Raw genomic sequence first — 16,057 nt, 5'->3', positions numbered from 1 at the left:
GTATTTTAATTAGATGAAAAAACACCGATTTGTTCGGTGTTTTTTGTTATCGGCTAATGGTATTTTAAATTAGCGAGATCACTTCCTGCTGGGTGTTGATAAATTCGTAGCTTAAAGTAGTTGGCAGATGCATTAACATACTCAAAAATTTCGGATTGAACCTCTTCATAATCAACCCAAGTGGTTGAGCGTGTAAAACAATAAATTTCAACAGGTAATCCATTTGGTGTCGGTGGCATTGTTCGTATCACCAAATACATATCCGTTCTGACATCGCCACGCAGCTTTATCCAATTCAGAATGTATTTTCTAAACAGCTGTAGGTTAGTGACACCATTATTTATCATCCATTCATTTATATCCCCAATTTCACTTCGTTCTTCTAACATGCTTTCTATGCTTTGACGTAAGGGAGGGGTATTTTTTAATTCATTAAAGAGATCTTCTGTCGCAAAGGAAATTGACGATTGATCAATATAAAAGCTACGTTTGATGCGGCGGCCTCCTGAGGAAAACATGGGCTGCCAGTTGGTATATTTTTCAGTCAAAAAATCTTTAGTTGGAATGCGTGAAATGGTGTTATCCCAATTTCTAACTGTAATAGTATGTAGCGCGATATCGATGACTTCACCACTGATATTACTGCTTGGGAGCTCAATCCAATCATACAGTTTTAACACTTTTCCATTTGATACTAATATATTGGCTACAAACGATAATAGCGTGTGCTGAAATACAAACATTAATACCGCAGCGATAGCACCGAAGCTGGAAATAATAATGATCGGGGACTGTTCGGTCATCAGCGCAATAATTAAGATAAAGGAAATTATCCAAACAATAATTTTCGCTATTTCGATATAGCCTTTTATCGAATTATTACGATGTAATATTTTTTTTGACTGACGGATAATAAACACATCTAAGCCATCGTTTACTAATGCGGCAACATTAATAATAATCAGTGCCCAACAGATAGTTTTAAACGTAATGTTTACTTCATCAGAAAGGGAAGGCAGCATCTGGTTGATATAAAGTACAAGCGTTACCGCGACGATCGATGCAATTTTTCGAGCAATACCATCAATTAACTCATCGTCACTTAAATTCGTGAATAATGGTAATAACCTTCTCGCAACCCGTAAAAAAATGACTTTTCCTACAAACCACGTTAATAGCAATATGATGACTAGAAAAGAGGCCATTAAGAAAGTGTTTTCTGATATATCATTATATATTTCAATGATTTGTTCCATGTTACCCTAAGTCACCTCTTTATGATACTGGCTCTTTATTGTATAGCGAATCAAATAAAAAGATTTGATGTTAAAAGTGATAAGTCAGTGGCTATTTCTTTATAAACCTTTTTAAACAGTATAGATAAAGAGGAGTAAGCTCAAGAAACACGAGTCGCCAAAAAATATGTGCTATTATGTGTTCGATTGTTCTTTGATATTATTTGTTGTAAATGTATAGCAGAAAGGTTGAGCAATAAATACCCTATAACGGTAACAGGTCATCTGGTTACTCCATGATAGAACTGCTTTTTCTTTGTAGAGTAGATAAGCTAAACGCTAATAAAATGCTATCTTGTGATGTCAAATTGAGGCGAAATTAGTCTCAGTAAATTTCACTATCTTGTTCCTAAATATTGGCCTAAGACAAAAAGATAGAAAGTAATTTGTCTATAATTTGAGATTATTAAGACAGATATGATGAGATAGCGATTGGCTTAGCCAAAAAATTTTGAGGTGATTGTGCAGCTAACAAGTTTTACAGACTATGGATTACGTGCGTTGATCTATTTGGCATCTCTCCCAGAAGGGAAAATGACCAGTATCACAGAAGTCACTGAAGTTTATGGTGTCTCTCGTAATCATATGGTTAAGATTATTAATCAGCTCAGTCATCTTGGTTATATTAAAGCCACTCGAGGCAAAAATGGCGGGATCACACTAGGCCAACCAGCAGAATCTATCCGTATAGGGGATGTCGTTAGATCACTAGAGCCCCTAACCCTTGTTAATTGTAGTGGCGAGTTTTGCCACATTACACCTGCGTGTCGTTTAAAAGGTGTGCTACACCAAGCAATACAGCAGTTTTTACAAGAACTTGATCAATACACGCTGGCGGACATGGTGAAAGACAACAGCCCGCTCTATCAACTACTGCTCGATTAGCATTTGCGGTAGTTATGAATTCTGATGACAACGGAGGTAACGATGTCACAAGATCCTTTTCAGGAAAGAGAAGCAGAAAAATACGAGTCCCCAATTCCAAGTCGAGAATATATTCTTGATCTTATCTCTAAACGTACAGCGCCTGCCAATCGCGAAGAAATCGCACAGTTATTAAATTTATCGACAGAAGATGAATTAGAAGCCTTACGCCGTCGACTAAGAGCGATGGAACGTGATGGGCAATTAGTTTTTACTCGCCGTCAGTGTTATGCATTACCGGAGCGTTTAGACTTATTAAAAGGGAAAGTCATTGGCCACCGTGATGGCTACGGCTTCCTGCGCGTCGATGGTAAAAAAGAAGATTACTATTTATCTCAAGATGAAATGAAACGCGCCCTGCATGGCGATGTTATTCTTGCGCAACCTTATGGGCAAGATCGTAAAGGACGTACAGAAGTTCGGGTTGTTCGTGTATTAGAACCACGGAATAACCAAATTGTTGGTCGCTATTTTATCGAATCGGGTATGGGGTTTGTCGTACCGGATGATAGCCGTTTAAGCTTTGATATTTTGATCCCAAAAGACCGCATTTGTGGTGCTCGCATGGGGAATGTTGTAGTTGTAGAGTTAGTGACTCGTCCACAGCGTCGTTCTCAAGCGGTGGGGAATATCATTGAAGTATTAGGCGAAACCATGGGAACGGGTATGGCGGTTGAAATCGCTTTACGTACTCATGAAATCCCACATTCATGGCCACCACAGGTTGAAAAGCAAGTCGCTGACCTGAGTGAGCATGTCCCTGAGTCTGCGAAAAAAGGGCGTATGGATTTACGCGATCTACCATTGGTAACTATCGATGGTGAAGATGCGCGCGACTTTGATGATGCCGTTCACTGCGCACCGAAAAAAGGTGGGGGATGGCGCTTATGGGTTGCGATTGCAGATGTAAGCTATTATGTTCGCCAGCAAACGGCACTGGATACAGAAGCCCGTAGCCGTGGTAACTCGGTATATTTCCCATCTCAAGTTGTTCCTATGCTACCGGAAGTCCTATCGAACGGCCTGTGTTCACTTAACCCAGGTGTTGACCGCCTATGTATGGTATGTGAAATGACGGTGTCGGCTTCCGGGAAGCTTTCTTCATATAAGTTTTATGAAGCGGTTATGAATTCGCATGCAAGGTTAACCTATACAAAAGTATGGAAAATCTTGGAAGGAGACGAAGAACTGCGTGAGCACTATAAAACATTAGTGCCACATATTGAGCATTTGCATCAATTATATAAAGCACTTGATGCTGCACGTATTGAACGTGGTGCGATTTCTTTTGAATCCGAAGAAGCGAAATTCATTTTTAACGCAGAACGCCGTATTGAAAGTATCGAACCTGTAGAGCGAAATGATGCACATAAATTGATTGAAGAATGCATGATTTTAGCTAACATTGCAGCGGCTCGGTTTGTTGAGAAAAACGAAGAGCCTGCGTTGTACCGTGTGCATGACCGCCCTAAAGAAGAAAGCGTGATGAATTTACGCTCAGTATTCAGTGAATTAGGTCTGACTCTGCCGGGCGGAATGAAGCCAGAACCAAAAGATTATGCGCAAGTCATGAATGAAGTGGCTGAACGCCCCGATCATGAATTACTGCAAACCATGATTTTACGTTCGATGAAGCAAGCGATTTATGATCCTGAAAACCGCGGTCACTTTGGTTTAGGCTTGAAATCGTATGCTCACTTTACATCGCCAATTCGTCGTTACCCTGACCTGACGTTACACCGTGGAATAAAATATTTGCTGGCTAAAGAGCATGGCCATGGAGATAAGCGCTGGACAGAAACCGGTGGTTGGCATTCAGACATGGACAGCATGTTACAGCTGGGTGAGCACTGTTCAATGACTGAACGCCGTGCTGATGAAGCGACGCGTGATGTGGCTGACTGGCTGAAATGTGATTTTATGCAAGACCAAGTTGGCCAAACCTTTACAGGTTTAATTACCAGTGTGACCGGTTTTGGCTTCTTTGTGCGCCTTAATGATTTATTTATTGATGGTTTAGTGCATATTTCAACGTTGGATAATGACTACTACCGTTATGATGCAGTTGGTCAGCGTTTAATTGGTGAATCATCAGGTACGACTTACCGTCTTGGGGATGAAGTTGAAATTCGCGTTGAAGCGGTGCATATGGATGAGCGCACCATTGATTTCGCATTAATTTCAACCACCCGTAAAGCGAAAAACCCAGGCAAAACTGCTCGGGACAAAATGAAGCAAGAAGTAAAAAATGCGACACGTTCTGCTCGTCGAAAATCCGATGTGAGCAAAGATAAAAACTTCGAGCCTGATTCTGCATTTCGTCGTTCCGAGAAAAAAGGAAAAAAAGCCGAGGCCAAATCAGAGACGAAAGGAAAAGGCAAAAAGCCCTCTGATAAAACGCGTAAAATTACAGCAAAATTAAAAGCTAAACGTGTTGCAAAAAAATCCCAAAAACAAGAGGGATAATGTTTTTGCTGTAGTTATTAACCACAGTGATTAACCAAAGTGGCGTTAATACGCCACTTTACTATTTATATTAATAAATAAGAAATTTATGAGCGAAATGATTTATGGCATTCACGCAGTGAAAGCCTTACTTGAGCGTTCACCGCAACGCATTAAAGAAGTCTATATTCTAAAAGGCCGTGAAGATCGCCGCTTAATGCCGCTGGTGCACGAAATTGAAGCGCTAGGGATTGTCGTTCAAGTGGCAAATCGTCAATGGATGGATAGCCAAACCGAAGGCGCAGTTCACCAAGGTATTATTGCGAAAGTATTACCGGGAAAACAATATCAAGAAGGTGACTTGCCTGATTTGCTGGAAAGCACACCCTCGCCATTTTTATTGGTATTGGACGGCGTGACAGATCCACATAACTTAGGTGCGTGCTTACGTAGTGCTGACGCAGCAGGTGTTCATGCTGTGATTGTCCCGAAAGATAAATCTGCCCAGCTCAATGCGACCGCGAAAAAAGTGGCTTGTGGTGCGGCAGAAAATGTTCCTCTTATTCGCGTGACGAATCTGGCAAGGACATTGCGTTTACTACAAGAATATAATGTATGGATTGTGGGAACGGCAGGTGAAGCTGACCATAACGTATATCAAAGCAAACTAACGGGCCCGATAGCGCTAGTGATGGGGGCTGAAGGCGAAGGTATGCGTCGTTTAACGCGTGAACATTGTGATGAGTTAATCAGTATTCCTATGGCAGGCTCGGTGTCATCATTGAATGTGTCAGTGGCGACAGGGGTTTGTTTATTTGAAGCCGTGCGTCAACGCTTATCGGTTTCCGCAGAAAAATAATATTTTAGTGTAAAACGGTATCCATCTCTTGAGTTTTATCTCAGGGATGGGTATAGTTACGCGTCAATTTTTTAGCCGCACTCAACAAGTTCCTTGCCTCCGCGGGCCGCGGTTAACCCAGACAGGAGGCTAATAATCCGTAAGGAGCAACTACTAATGCGTCATTACGAAATCGTTTTTATGGTCCATCCTGACCAAAGCGAACAGGTTCCGGGCATGATCGAGCGTTACAGTGCTGTTATCACTAACGCACAAGGTCAGATCCACCGTCTGGAAGACTGGGGCCGTCGTCAACTGGCTTACCCAATCAACAAACTGCACAAAGCACACTATGTTCTTCTGAACGTAGAAGCTCCACAGGAAGCGATTGATGAGCTGGAAACTAACTTCCGCTTCAACGATGCCGTTATCCGCAGCATGGTTATGCGCTTAAAACACGCAGTAACTGAAGCTTCTCCAATGGTCAAAGCCAAAGACGAACGTCGTGGCCGTGACATGTCTGATGAATATCAGGAAGAAGAAGCTGAAGAAGCTGGGGATTCTGAAGAGTAATTGCGCAGGTGACCACTAATCGTTTGGTGCTGACAGGCACAGTCTGTAAAGCATTGATTCGAAAAGTGAGTCCGTCAGGCATTCCTCACTGCCAGTTTGTTTTAGAACATCGTTCACAACAACAGGAAGCGGGGTTGTCTAGGCAAGCATGGTGCAGAATGCCCATTATTGCCAGCGGACAAACCTTACAAGCCCATACTCACAGTATAACGGTCGGCAGTTGGATTACAGTAAGCGGTTTCATTAGTACCCATCAAGGGCGTAATGGGGTCAGCAAGATAGTCCTCCATGCCGAGCAGATTGATTTGATAGATTCTGGAGACTAGCCATATGGCACGTTATTTCCGTCGTCGCAAGTTCTGCCGTTTCACAGCGGAAGGCGTTCAAGAGATCGACTATAAAGATATCGCAACGCTGAAAAACTACATCACTGAAAGTGGTAAAATTGTACCAAGCCGTATCACTGGTACTCGTGCAAAATATCAGCGTCAGCTCGCTCGTGCTATCAAGCGCGCTCGCTACCTGTCTCTGTTACCATATACTGATCGTCATCAGTAATTGGTACAGTCCATTAACGACTAATAGAGGATAAGGTAATGCAAGTTATTCTGCTTGATAAAGTAGCTAACCTAGGTAGCCTGGGTGATCAGGTTAACGTTAAATCGGGCTATGCTCGTAACTTCTTAGTTCCACAGGGCAAAGCTGTTCCTGCGACTAAGAAAAACATCGAATTCTTCGAAGCACGCCGCGCTGAACTGGAAGCTAAATTAGCTGAAGTTCTAGCAGCAGCACAGGCTCGTGCAGCAGCTGTTACTGCTCTGGGTTCTGTGACTTTAGCTTCTAAAGCTGGTGACGAAGGTAAACTGTTCGGTTCAATCGGTACTCGTGACATCGCTGACGCAATTACTGCGGCTGGCGTTCAAGTTGCGAAAAGCGAAGTTCGCCTGCCAAACGGCGTTCTGCGTACTACTGGTGACCATGAAGTTCACTTCCAGTTACACAGCGATGTTTTCGCAGAGCTGAACGTTATCATCGTTGCTGAGTAATCAATAATGATGATATGCATCATTGGGTTATCCATGGTGCAAATAAAAACACCGGCTAAGTCCGGTGTTTTTTGTTTTCTGGTATTTAGTTTATTGATTTGCCAAGCATTCGTAGTCGAGTAATTCCCCCGCTGAACCTAAATTCAAATCCCATATGCTAAAACGGTTTGCGAGCAGCACCTTTGAACCGTCTTTCAGCTGCACCATCGCTAGGCCATAATTGCCCATTTCATCATGATGTTTTACAACGTATTCATTGAGCTGATTAAATGCATTATCGAATTTGGCAGGGGATTTTTGGAGTTTCTTGGCTAAATAGTGATGGCCGATCAGTTCAGTTGATAACTTAGCCCAGCCGGTTGTTATCTCCGATGAAACTTGATTAAGTTGTTGACTAATTTCAGGTTTCAAACACGCAATATGGATATGCAGTTGGTCTTGGGAGCGGCCATATTGGGAATTCACTGCAACAGCGAGCAAATCATCAGAAATTGAGATGTTCGCTTGTGACGACACGCTTTTCCGTTCTTGCCAAGCAATATCAAAATAGTCTGGTATATTTCGCTCAAGTAATCGTGCGGATTCTATCCCTGTGATTTTTTCCATTGGGATAATTAAGTTGTGTAATGGCCCTTTTTTATCTTTAAACAGCACATACTGTTGATCTCTATCGACTTTTAGACAAGATAGCGCAGCTTGCTGCGGTGGTATACATTGTTCATTTATCATGTTCCAAAGTGCATTTGAATTGAGTTTAACCCATGAAATATAGCCAATAATAGCGGTAAGTAATAATAAAACAGTACCTAAAAAAGCGTTAATCCATTTTTTTATTAACATAATAATTTTCAGTTACCTAGCATTGTAGTGAAAGACAATATTAGTTATTCGTTGCTAGGTAAAAATCAATACATATAGCGATGATTCAGACAAAGTTTTAGGGCAGCTCTGACGCAAGCCACCCTAAAATGACTACGGAGTCCGGTAGTAACTGCCATCACTTAACCGCGCGAAACTATATGTTTTCCCATCAGATGCCGTTGTTTCTAGCAATTGAATTTCACCTTTTTTGTTCGCCTTTAAACGAATTTTTTGCCCTTGGCGCAAATTACTCAGTGGTTTTTCGGCACCTTCAACGCGAGCCATAATAAAAGCGTCATTGGCTTGTAAGTTATTATCGCGGAACAGTTGCGCAAGCGTTTTCCCTTTTTGTACTTGGTAGCTTTGCCATTCATTAGCGGAAGGACGGGGAGCTTTGGGCTCTGGCGTGTTCTCTGGTGAAGTCACCGCCGGAGGCTGATTGGGCTCAGGCTCAATAGGCTCTGGGATAATTTCAGGCTCAGTAGGTAAAAGTGGGGGATTACCTTCAGGTGCCGGTACTGGTTCAGGTATTGGTGGTGTAACCGTAGGTTCAGGCATGACCTCAGGAGCTGTGGGTGGAGGAATGACAATAGGCTGGTTTTGGACAATATCGCTAGGGGACTTATCGCTAGCAGGCCAAAAGAAAGCGACCACAACAATTAGGGCGAGTAGTGCAATGCCATAGCGATGAAATTTTGAAAGTTTAAGCATCACTCCTCCTTGATGAGGCAATGAGTAAATTAGGCTGTATTTATACGCATACTAGCACCCTTTTTAGACATTTTTAGCGTTTGGCTGAATTTTTCAGAGAACACTGAATAAATTTGTAGGGAATCAATCAGTTTTATTCTTTAGATTCATTGTTTGGGTTTACCCATAAGGATGGGGCTGCTATTCTTGGTTTTTCTCAAAATCATATGGGTGTTTTCATGGCAAACCAAAATTTCGATTCGGTAGAAGCTCAAGCGAGTTATGGCATAGGTCTACAGGTTGGGCAGCAATTATTAGAGTCAGGGCTAGAAGGTTTAGTGCCAAATGCAATTTTAGCCGGCCTCGTTGACGCTTTAGAAGGCAATATGCCATCAGTGCCTGTTGAAACATTGCATAAAGCACTGCGTGAAATTCATGAGCGTGCAGATGCCGTTCGTGTTGAGCGTCAGGCAGCATTAGCGGAAGAAGGCCAAAAATTCCTAGATGAAAACCAAAAGCGTGATGGTGTTTCAACGACTGAGTCTGGCTTACAATTTTCAGTCGTTAACCAAGGTGATGGTGCTATTCCTTCACGTACAGATCGCGTTCGTGTTCACTATACAGGCCGTTTAATTGATGGCTCTGTGTTTGATAGCTCAGTACAGCGTGGGCAGCCAGCAGAGTTTCCTGTAAGCGGTGTTATCCCGGGTTGGATTGAAGCATTGACCCTGATGCCTGTTGGTTCTAAATGGGAATTATATATTCCTCATCAATTAGCTTATGGTGAGCGTGGCGCAGGCGCATCAATCCCGCCATTCAGCACATTAGTATTTGAAGTTGAATTACTTGAAATTTTATAATTTCTGTTAGTTTAATTCACAGCTAAAAAGCTTCATTGTCTTTGGACTTTGGGGCTTTTTTTATGGCGTTAATTTCACACAATTGCTACTCTTGCTGTAAAGGGTTATCAGAGAGGTGAATAATATGCTACAGCAAATTTGCGAATTAGCTCAAGAAGCGGGTTATGCGGTTATGGAAACGTATAATGCGCAAGAACCTTTACAGGTTGAACACAAAAGTGATAATTCGCCTGTTACCGAGGCTGATATTGCCGCCCACAATGTGATCACTGCGGGTCTTGCTCGTATTGCTCCTGATATCCCGCAATTGTCCGAGGAAGACCCGCCAGAATGGCCAATTAGGCAGAATTGGCAACGTTATTGGTTGATTGACCCATTGGATGGAACGAAAGAATTTATTAATCGTAATGGGGATTTTACGGTTAACATCGCACTTATCGAGAATGGTGTGCCAATAATGGGGGTGGTATATGCCCCGGCCAAAGGGTTGCTGTATTACGCTGAAGGCAATCAAGCATGGAAGGAAGAAGGTGGTCATAAGCAACTTATTCATGTAAATGATGCTAAACCACCGGTTATTGTTATTAGCCGTTCCCATCAAGATAATGAATTAATGGATTATTTAAAACAAATGGGTGAACACACAACAGTCGAAATTGGGTCTTCACTCAAGTTCTGTTTAGTCGCAGAAGGAAAAGCGCAGCTTTATCCACGTTTTGGGCCGACGAATATTTGGGACACCGCGGCTGGACATGCGATTGCGATTGCTGCAGGTGCTAAAGTGGTTGATTGGAATGGGAAAACGCTTGATTACACACCGAAGGAGTCTTTTTTGAACCCAGGCTTTCGGGTGATTCTATTCTAAACCTTAATAAAGGTTGGGAAGTTATTTCCCAACCTAATTAGTTACTAATTATCTAGTTTTAGAACTTTAGCAGTCGCAGTACGAATATCTAAACAGGCTTTTGCATCCGTTTTTAAATCAATTCCATAGGTTGGAATGATCTCTTTTAAGCGTGCTTCCCAGCCATCGGCCTTGAGTTGCTCATCAAAACAGGTTTTTAATACATTTAATGCAATAAATGCCGCTGTCGATGCCCCTGGAGATGCACCCATTAATACAGTAAATGATTTATCCGCACTGGTAATCAATTCTGTACCAAACTCTAAGACCCCTTTTTTATCATGGTCAGGTTTAATAATTTGTACTCGTTGCCCTGCAACCACCTCTTTCCAATCCTCATGCTGAGCTTCTGGGTAGAATTGTTGCAGCATGGCAAATTGGTGAGCAGATGTTTGCAGGACTTGGCCTACTAAGTATTCTGCAAGTGACCAGTTATCTTTCGCTACTGCAAGCATTGGTTCAAGGTTATTCAATTTCACCGATTCAAACAGGTCTAAATACGAGCCGTGCTTAAGGAATTTACTCGAAAAACCGGCATAAGGCCCGAATAAGAGAGAGCGTTTCCCCCCAATAATGCGTGTGTCTAAGTGTGGAACAGACATTGGTGGTGAGCCTTTGTCTGCTTTACCGTAAACTTTAGCGTGGTGGCGAGAGGCAATTTCTTCGTTATCGCATCGCAGCCAGATCCCACTGACGGGGAACCCTCCATACCCTTTTCCTTCTGGGATCCCCGATTTTTGTAGTAACTCGATCGCCCGACCACCTGCACCCACGAACACAAACTTTGCGGAAGTGATCGTTTTCTCATGGGTCAGAAGGTTTTTAACTTCAATATTCCATCTGCCATCGGCGGTTTTTTTAACATCAATGACTTCATGTTTATAGTGAATAGAAAAACCGGATTGTTCGCTTAATTGTGCGATTAATAAATGCGTTAGCGCACCGTAATCGACATCAGCGCCTGTATTAACACGGGTGACTGCAATTGCTTCTTTAGGGTCGCGGCCTTCCATGATCAGTGGCGCCCATTCGTTGATCTGTTTTGGATCATCACTGTATTCCATGTTGTGGTAACAGTGGTGAGCAGACATCTGCTGGTAGCGCTGTTTTAAGAATTTTACATTGTCTTCACCCCAAACAAAGCTCATGTGTGGGCATGGGTGAATAAAGTCACGTGGATCTTTAATTTTTCCTTTGGTGACTAGGTAAGACCAGAGCTGGCGAGAGAGGTCGAATTCTGTATTAACTTCAAGCGCTTTACTAATATCCACCGTGCCATCTGGGTTTGGTGGCGTGTAGTTCATTTCACAGTTTGCAGCATGCCCTGTTCCCGCATTGTTCCACGGGTGGGAACTTTCTTGAGCACAGTCGTTTAGCCTTTCAAAAACGGCGATCGTCAGTGATGGCTCAAGTTCTTTGAGAAATGTACCCAGTGTTGCACTCATGATCCCTGCGCCAATGAGGGCTATATCGACATTTTCAGCAATCGGTTTATTCATGATGGCCTCTATTTTTGTGTTGGAGTGAAGCTAAGGTCGGTGCCTTCTTGGTAGACAACATAAGCACGACGCCAAGGTTCATCACCAATAAGCCGCCATTTATGGCCGGTTCCGGTATTATCTTGTGCCAGTAAAATATCACCTGGATTGATGATAAATTTAGAGCCATCTTTAGTTTCGAATTCTAAAGTGCCTGAAAGGGTAATGACATAACGAGGGACTGGGTCTTGATGCCAATCAAAAGAGCCACCGGAAACTGTTTCACGGAAGGTCAGCTCACTAGCTGCAATGGGGGAGGTCTGGCTATCTCCACCTGTGACATTATTGAGCTCAAGAGTGCCTTCTTCAAATAGAGAATTTCCATCTTCTCCTGTCCACATACGAACGCAGCGTATCATTTTATTTAGCTCCTTAATCACTGACTGTAATATATAACAATTATTTGATATTTATTGGATGCAAAAATAAGACTCTTAAAGTGATGATAAATAAAATTAATATTATTCAAATTTAAGGTTTTTTAATGAAGAGGTCAAAGCGAAATATGTTTTATCTTAGTTTTATGGTTTTAATTTTTAATTAAAAAACAAAATCATAAAAATTGATTATCTTTTTATGATTTATTTTTATTTTCATTATTCGTTTAATGATGGGTAAAAAGTAGAAAAGCTCACCATGATGTTATTTTATCATTATGAGCTATGAAAAAAGGATTAGCTTTTTAGAATAGAGTTTAGAGCGAGGTATTGGATCAGCATGATGGTTTTACCATCAACAATTTCTCCCGTTTTTATCGCATCAATGGCTTTAGGGAAAGGCCACTCTAACACTTCAATATCTTCCCCTTCTTCTTCCAGCCCGCCACCTGCATTTTGACGGTTATTATCACTGTACTCAGCGATGTAAAAGTGGAGTTTCTCGGTGACTGAGCCAGGGCTCATAAAGGCTTCAAAAACTTTCTGAATTTTATCGACTTTAAAACCTGTTTCTTCTTCTGTTTCAGCAATAATACGAGCTTCTGGTGAGGCGTTTTCGAGTAAGCCAGCGGCGGCTTCGATTAGGAAATCAGAATATCCATTCACATAAACTGGCATGCGAAATTGCCGAATTAAGATAATGCTATTCTTTATTTTGTTATATAACAAAATAACAGCGCCATTTCCTCTGTCATAGACTTCGCGCTCTTGCTGTTGCCAACTACCATCTTGTCGTTGTAACTCATAAGTATATTTTTTTAAAATATACCAATTATCTGAAAGTAGTTTCTCTTGAATATTTCGTATGTTAGGACGTTTTACAGTCATTAAGCAGCCTTAAAAAACAAAAATGATTTTGTTAATGTAGCACTGTTAATTTCTGTATAAAATAGGATTTAGATGGGGCCTGCTTTAAAGCAGGCCCCATTGTAAACGTGGTGAATTATTTAATAATTTGGATTTGTTTAACTTCGACTTCTCTTGAGTTCCAGTCTTTATCAATTTTACCGCGAATTTCAACTTTATCTTTTGGCGTCACATTTACACCATTCCAACGCTTTTCGCTGATTTCTAAATTAATAGTGCCAGTACCATCGGTGAATTCATAATGTTTATGGTCGAGTTGTTTGACGATATTCCCACGTAAAATAACCCAGCTGTCATCTGACATATCAAGCGCTTTTGCAACCGTCATTTCCCCACTATTTGGGCCGATAAAACCACCCGTTTTAGAGGTTTGAGTTGTTGTATTTGTGACCGCGCCTGGGCCGTCAAATCCACCATTTGCAGCGAAAACAGGTGCACTTGCGAGTGCAGCGACTAAAGCGATTATAGGTAATTTTTTCATCATCAGTATCTCCAAATGGACATGAATTTGTTTGTATGGAGGGTATTAAACCAAGTAAATCTTAACAGGATCTTAAGAAACTTAACTAACGAATTATATTTTTAATTTTATTAATAATAGCTAGTCATCTTAAGGCTGATGGGATAAATATAATAATATTCTGTTGTGGGGGAGATTATGCGAATTCTTTTAATTGAAGATGACCGGTTAATTGGTGACGGTTTAAAAGTGGGTTTAACGCAGCTAGGGTTTACGGTTGATTGGTTTATGGATGGTAAACAAGGACAACTGGCTGTATTTGATGCACCTTATGATGCTGTTGTACTCGACCTTTCGTTACCCAATATTGATGGCATGGATATTTTAAAACATTGGCGCAAAGAAGGGCGTGATGAGCCTGTCTTGATTTTGACGGCACGAGATGCATTGGATCAACGTGTTCAAGGGCTTCAGCAAGGGGCTGATGATTATCTGTGTAAACCATTCGCTTTAATGGAAGTCATGGCGCGTTTGCAAGCGTTGATCCGCCGCAGAAGTGGGCAGCTGTCTTCTAAACTTACGCATGGCGATGTCGAAATGGACCCAATTGCAATGACGGTGACACAGCAAGGTGAGCCTGTACAGCTAAAAGGCAAAGAGTTCGCTTTACTGTCTTTATTTATGCATAACCCAAATAAAGTTTTTTCTCGCCCTTTAATTGAAGAAAAATTATATAACTGGGATGAGGAAGTCTCTAGTAACTCGGTTGAGGTACACATCCACCATTTACGACGTAAATTAGGTAATAAATTTATTCGAACTATTCACGGTGTAGGCTATCGGTTAGGTGATGATACATGATGAAGACATTTAGTCTTAGGCTGAAACTCACGTTAATGCTACTCCTATTAGCTTTGCTGACATGGGGGATCGCCAGTTCGCTAGCCTGGTATCAAAGCTATAAAACGATCAATGAACTGTTTGATACCCAGCAAATGGCGTTTGCTAAACGGTTATCTGTTTTGCCATCAGACTTCGAATTGAGCCGGCCTTCACTGACTAAAACCAAAAAATTATTACGCAAGAACCGCGGGCATCAGGATGACGATGCACTGGCATTTGCTATCTTTACACCTGTTGGTGAAATGGTTTTAAACGACGGTGATAATGGTAGAGATATTGTCTATCAATTTAAACGAGAAGGTTTTACGGATGGAATGATCGAAGGAAGTGACGATCCTTGGCGCTTTGTATGGCTAAAATCTCAAGATGGTCAATATGTTATCGCGGTAGGGCAGGAGTGGGAATACCGGCAAGAAATGGCAACCGATATTATGGTGGCACAATTTATGCCTTGGTTAATTGCTTTGCCAATTATGTTATTGCTATTTTTATGGCTGCTTACACGAGCTTTACGTCCATTGAAGGATGTAGCAAAGCAGTTGTATCACCGAAAACCCGATGAATTAACCCCAGTACAAGTAACGCGTATTCCTAGTGAAGTCAGACCTATTATTGACTCTATGAATGTGTTGTTTGGCCGTATTAATGACATGTTTGCTCGCGAGCGACAATTTACCTCGGATGCTGCTCATGAATTACGTAGCCCACTCGCAGCGTTAAGGGTGCAGGCGGAAGTGGTACAAATTGCGGGGAATAATAACGCGGTTCGTAACCATGCAGTGGCGAATTTATCGGAAGGTATTGATAGGGCGACTAGGCTTGTTGACCAACTACTCATGTTGTCTCGGCTAGAATCATCCACGCAACTCGATGATATTACAGTTGTATCTTGGCCCGCATTAATTGAATCGGCGATAAAAGATGTGGAGCCCGAAGCTCAAGAGCAGCAAACAACGATAATAAACACGTTAGTTAGTTGCCCCCCTGATTTTCAAGGCCAACCATTACTACTCAACGCGTTACTGAGAAATTTACTCAATAATGCAATACGTTATGGAAAAATAGCGGGGCGAGTTGAGATTATTTTGTATACAGATCATCTTGAAATTCAAGATGATGGTGATGGCGTGACACCTGAGGTTTTACAGCGCCTAGGTGAACGTTTTTATCGTCCGCCGGGGCAAGAAAAGACAGGGAGTGGCTTAGGGCTCTCTATTGTTAAACGAGTTGCACAATTGCATCATTTGCAGGTTATTTTTACTCACGGTACTAATGGTGGATTTTGTGCCAAAGTCTATTGGAATGAAATAAAAACGTGATAATGAGCACATTAGCCATGCTTGTTTATGAAAAAATTAATCATAATTATGCATATTTAGTGTAAGGGTATTTTAGCATAACTCACTATTTCTAGCT

The 16,057-nt window shown here is 41.7% G+C and carries 18 protein-coding genes; 11 read left to right on the top strand and 7 right to left on the bottom strand.

Annotated elements, in window-relative coordinates:
* Positions 1-53: 53 nt before the first annotated feature.
* A complete protein-coding gene (locus M0M83_RS18985; RefSeq protein ID WP_248467186.1) occupies positions 54-1,256 on the bottom strand; it encodes a mechanosensitive ion channel family protein in 1,203 nt (400 codons plus the stop codon).
* A gap of 501 nt (positions 1,257-1,757) precedes the next feature.
* Here M0M83_RS18985 and nsrR point away from each other — a divergent pair.
* The 7 genes from nsrR (at position 1,758) to rplI (ending at position 7,121) form a co-directional block, all read left to right on the top strand.
* Positions 1,758-2,180, top strand: a complete 423-nt coding sequence (gene nsrR / locus M0M83_RS18980; protein WP_125890703.1) for a nitric oxide-sensing transcriptional repressor NsrR — start codon at positions 1,758-1,760, stop codon at positions 2,178-2,180.
* 42 nt (positions 2,181-2,222) lie between these two features.
* Positions 2,223-4,685 carry a ribonuclease R gene (rnr, locus tag M0M83_RS18975; protein WP_213913381.1) on the top strand — a complete coding sequence of 821 codons (2,463 nt, stop codon included), beginning with the start codon at positions 2,223-2,225 and terminating at the stop codon, positions 4,683-4,685.
* 88 nt (positions 4,686-4,773) lie between these two features.
* Positions 4,774-5,523 carry a 23S rRNA (guanosine(2251)-2'-O)-methyltransferase RlmB gene (gene rlmB / locus M0M83_RS18970; RefSeq protein ID WP_125890701.1) on the top strand — a complete coding sequence of 250 codons (750 nt, stop codon included), beginning with the start codon at positions 4,774-4,776 and terminating at the stop codon, positions 5,521-5,523.
* A gap of 156 nt (positions 5,524-5,679) precedes the next feature.
* The gene (rpsF, locus tag M0M83_RS18965; RefSeq protein WP_125890732.1) at positions 5,680-6,075 is read left to right on the top strand and encodes a 30S ribosomal protein S6; all 396 of its coding nucleotides are present in this window, start codon (positions 5,680-5,682) and stop codon (positions 6,073-6,075) included.
* Between the two features lie 8 nt (positions 6,076-6,083).
* A complete protein-coding gene (gene priB / locus M0M83_RS18960; RefSeq protein WP_125890700.1) occupies positions 6,084-6,401 on the top strand; it encodes a primosomal replication protein N in 318 nt (105 codons plus the stop codon).
* A 4-nt stretch (positions 6,402-6,405) separates the two neighbouring features.
* Positions 6,406-6,633: a 30S ribosomal protein S18 gene (rpsR, locus tag M0M83_RS18955; protein ID WP_000135199.1), complete on the top strand. Its 228-nt coding sequence runs from the start codon at positions 6,406-6,408 to the stop codon at positions 6,631-6,633.
* Positions 6,634-6,671: 38 nt separating this feature from the next.
* Positions 6,672-7,121 (top strand): 50S ribosomal protein L9, encoded by a 450-nt coding sequence (rplI, locus tag M0M83_RS18950; protein ID WP_125890699.1) that lies wholly within the window; start codon positions 6,672-6,674, stop codon positions 7,119-7,121.
* Positions 7,122-7,211: 90 nt separating this feature from the next.
* Here the strand turns inward: rplI and M0M83_RS18945 are convergent, their stop codons facing one another.
* Both M0M83_RS18945 and M0M83_RS18940 read right to left on the bottom strand, forming a co-directional pair.
* Positions 7,212-7,961, bottom strand: coding sequence for a CDP-diacylglycerol diphosphatase (locus M0M83_RS18945; RefSeq protein WP_248467185.1), 750 nt, complete (start codon positions 7,959-7,961; stop codon positions 7,212-7,214).
* 132 nt (positions 7,962-8,093) lie between these two features.
* Positions 8,094-8,693, bottom strand: coding sequence for a LysM-like peptidoglycan-binding domain-containing protein (locus M0M83_RS18940; protein ID WP_125890697.1), 600 nt, complete (start codon positions 8,691-8,693; stop codon positions 8,094-8,096).
* 218 nt (positions 8,694-8,911) lie between these two features.
* Here M0M83_RS18940 and M0M83_RS18935 point away from each other — a divergent pair, with 218 nt between their 5' ends.
* Together M0M83_RS18935 and cysQ are read left to right on the top strand one after the other, a co-directional pair.
* Positions 8,912-9,532 (top strand): peptidylprolyl isomerase, encoded by a 621-nt coding sequence (locus M0M83_RS18935; RefSeq protein ID WP_125890696.1) that lies wholly within the window; start codon positions 8,912-8,914, stop codon positions 9,530-9,532.
* Positions 9,533-9,656: 124 nt separating this feature from the next.
* Entirely contained in the window at positions 9,657-10,397 is a 741-nt protein-coding gene (gene cysQ, locus M0M83_RS18930) for a 3'(2'),5'-bisphosphate nucleotidase CysQ (RefSeq protein WP_213913379.1), read from the top strand.
* 44 nt (positions 10,398-10,441) lie between these two features.
* Here cysQ and mqo read toward each other — a convergent pair whose 3' ends face one another.
* From mqo to M0M83_RS18910, 4 genes are all read right to left on the bottom strand, one after another.
* On the bottom strand, positions 10,442-11,935 hold the full coding sequence (gene mqo, locus M0M83_RS18925; protein WP_125890694.1) for a malate dehydrogenase (quinone): 1,494 nt from the start codon (positions 11,933-11,935) through the stop codon (positions 10,442-10,444).
* 8 nt (positions 11,936-11,943) lie between these two features.
* Positions 11,944-12,333, bottom strand: coding sequence for a cupin domain-containing protein (locus M0M83_RS18920; protein WP_213913378.1), 390 nt, complete (start codon positions 12,331-12,333; stop codon positions 11,944-11,946).
* Between the two features lie 315 nt (positions 12,334-12,648).
* Positions 12,649-13,239, bottom strand: a complete 591-nt coding sequence (gene nudK, locus M0M83_RS18915; RefSeq protein WP_125890692.1) for a GDP-mannose pyrophosphatase NudK — start codon at positions 13,237-13,239, stop codon at positions 12,649-12,651.
* A gap of 115 nt (positions 13,240-13,354) precedes the next feature.
* Positions 13,355-13,759: a YgiW/YdeI family stress tolerance OB fold protein gene (locus M0M83_RS18910; protein WP_213913421.1), complete on the bottom strand. Its 405-nt coding sequence runs from the start codon at positions 13,757-13,759 to the stop codon at positions 13,355-13,357.
* A 177-nt stretch (positions 13,760-13,936) separates the two neighbouring features.
* Here M0M83_RS18910 and qseB point away from each other — a divergent pair, with 177 nt between their 5' ends.
* Positions 13,937-14,599 (top strand): quorum sensing response regulator transcription factor QseB, encoded by a 663-nt coding sequence (gene qseB / locus M0M83_RS18905; protein WP_213913377.1) that lies wholly within the window; start codon positions 13,937-13,939, stop codon positions 14,597-14,599.
* Positions 14,599-15,960, top strand: coding sequence for a quorum sensing histidine kinase QseC (gene qseC / locus M0M83_RS18900; RefSeq protein WP_213913420.1), 1,362 nt, complete (start codon positions 14,599-14,601; stop codon positions 15,958-15,960). Before qseB ends, qseC begins: the two co-directional genes overlap by 1 nt.
* Positions 15,961-16,057 lie beyond the last annotated feature (97 nt).

Source organism: Providencia rettgeri (assembly GCF_023205015.1).
GTDB lineage: Bacteria > Pseudomonadota > Gammaproteobacteria > Enterobacterales > Enterobacteriaceae > Providencia > Providencia rettgeri_E.
The sequence above is the reverse complement of the archived record's forward strand: the minus strand, read 5'-3'. Positions and strand labels throughout refer to the sequence as shown.

What these genes read in the sequence shown, in the direction of transcription:
- M0M83_RS18985 (WP_248467186.1), bottom strand. Translation starts at nt 1,256, where the DNA reads ATGGAACAAATCATTGAAATATATAATGATATATCAGAAAACACTTTC.
- rnr (WP_213913381.1), top strand. Translation starts at nt 2,223, where the DNA reads ATGTCACAAGATCCTTTTCAGGAAAGAGAAGCAGAAAAATACGAGTCC.
- rlmB (WP_125890701.1), top strand. Translation starts at nt 4,774, where the DNA reads ATGAGCGAAATGATTTATGGCATTCACGCAGTGAAAGCCTTACTTGAG.
- rpsF (WP_125890732.1), top strand. Translation starts at nt 5,680, where the DNA reads ATGCGTCATTACGAAATCGTTTTTATGGTCCATCCTGACCAAAGCGAA.
- rpsR (WP_000135199.1), top strand. Translation starts at nt 6,406, where the DNA reads ATGGCACGTTATTTCCGTCGTCGCAAGTTCTGCCGTTTCACAGCGGAA.
- rplI (WP_125890699.1), top strand. Translation starts at nt 6,672, where the DNA reads ATGCAAGTTATTCTGCTTGATAAAGTAGCTAACCTAGGTAGCCTGGGT.
- M0M83_RS18945 (WP_248467185.1), bottom strand. Translation starts at nt 7,961, where the DNA reads ATGTTAATAAAAAAATGGATTAACGCTTTTTTAGGTACTGTTTTATTA.
- M0M83_RS18940 (WP_125890697.1), bottom strand. Translation starts at nt 8,693, where the DNA reads ATGCTTAAACTTTCAAAATTTCATCGCTATGGCATTGCACTACTCGCC.
- M0M83_RS18935 (WP_125890696.1), top strand. Translation starts at nt 8,912, where the DNA reads ATGGCAAACCAAAATTTCGATTCGGTAGAAGCTCAAGCGAGTTATGGC.
- cysQ (WP_213913379.1), top strand. Translation starts at nt 9,657, where the DNA reads ATGCTACAGCAAATTTGCGAATTAGCTCAAGAAGCGGGTTATGCGGTT.
- mqo (WP_125890694.1), bottom strand. Translation starts at nt 11,935, where the DNA reads ATGAATAAACCGATTGCTGAAAATGTCGATATAGCCCTCATTGGCGCA.
- M0M83_RS18920 (WP_213913378.1), bottom strand. Translation starts at nt 12,333, where the DNA reads ATGATACGCTGCGTTCGTATGTGGACAGGAGAAGATGGAAATTCTCTA.
- nudK (WP_125890692.1), bottom strand. Translation starts at nt 13,239, where the DNA reads ATGACTGTAAAACGTCCTAACATACGAAATATTCAAGAGAAACTACTT.
- M0M83_RS18910 (WP_213913421.1), bottom strand. Translation starts at nt 13,759, where the DNA reads ATGAAAAAATTACCTATAATCGCTTTAGTCGCTGCACTCGCAAGTGCA.
- qseB (WP_213913377.1), top strand. Translation starts at nt 13,937, where the DNA reads ATGCGAATTCTTTTAATTGAAGATGACCGGTTAATTGGTGACGGTTTA.
- qseC (WP_213913420.1), top strand. Translation starts at nt 14,599, where the DNA reads ATGAAGACATTTAGTCTTAGGCTGAAACTCACGTTAATGCTACTCCTA.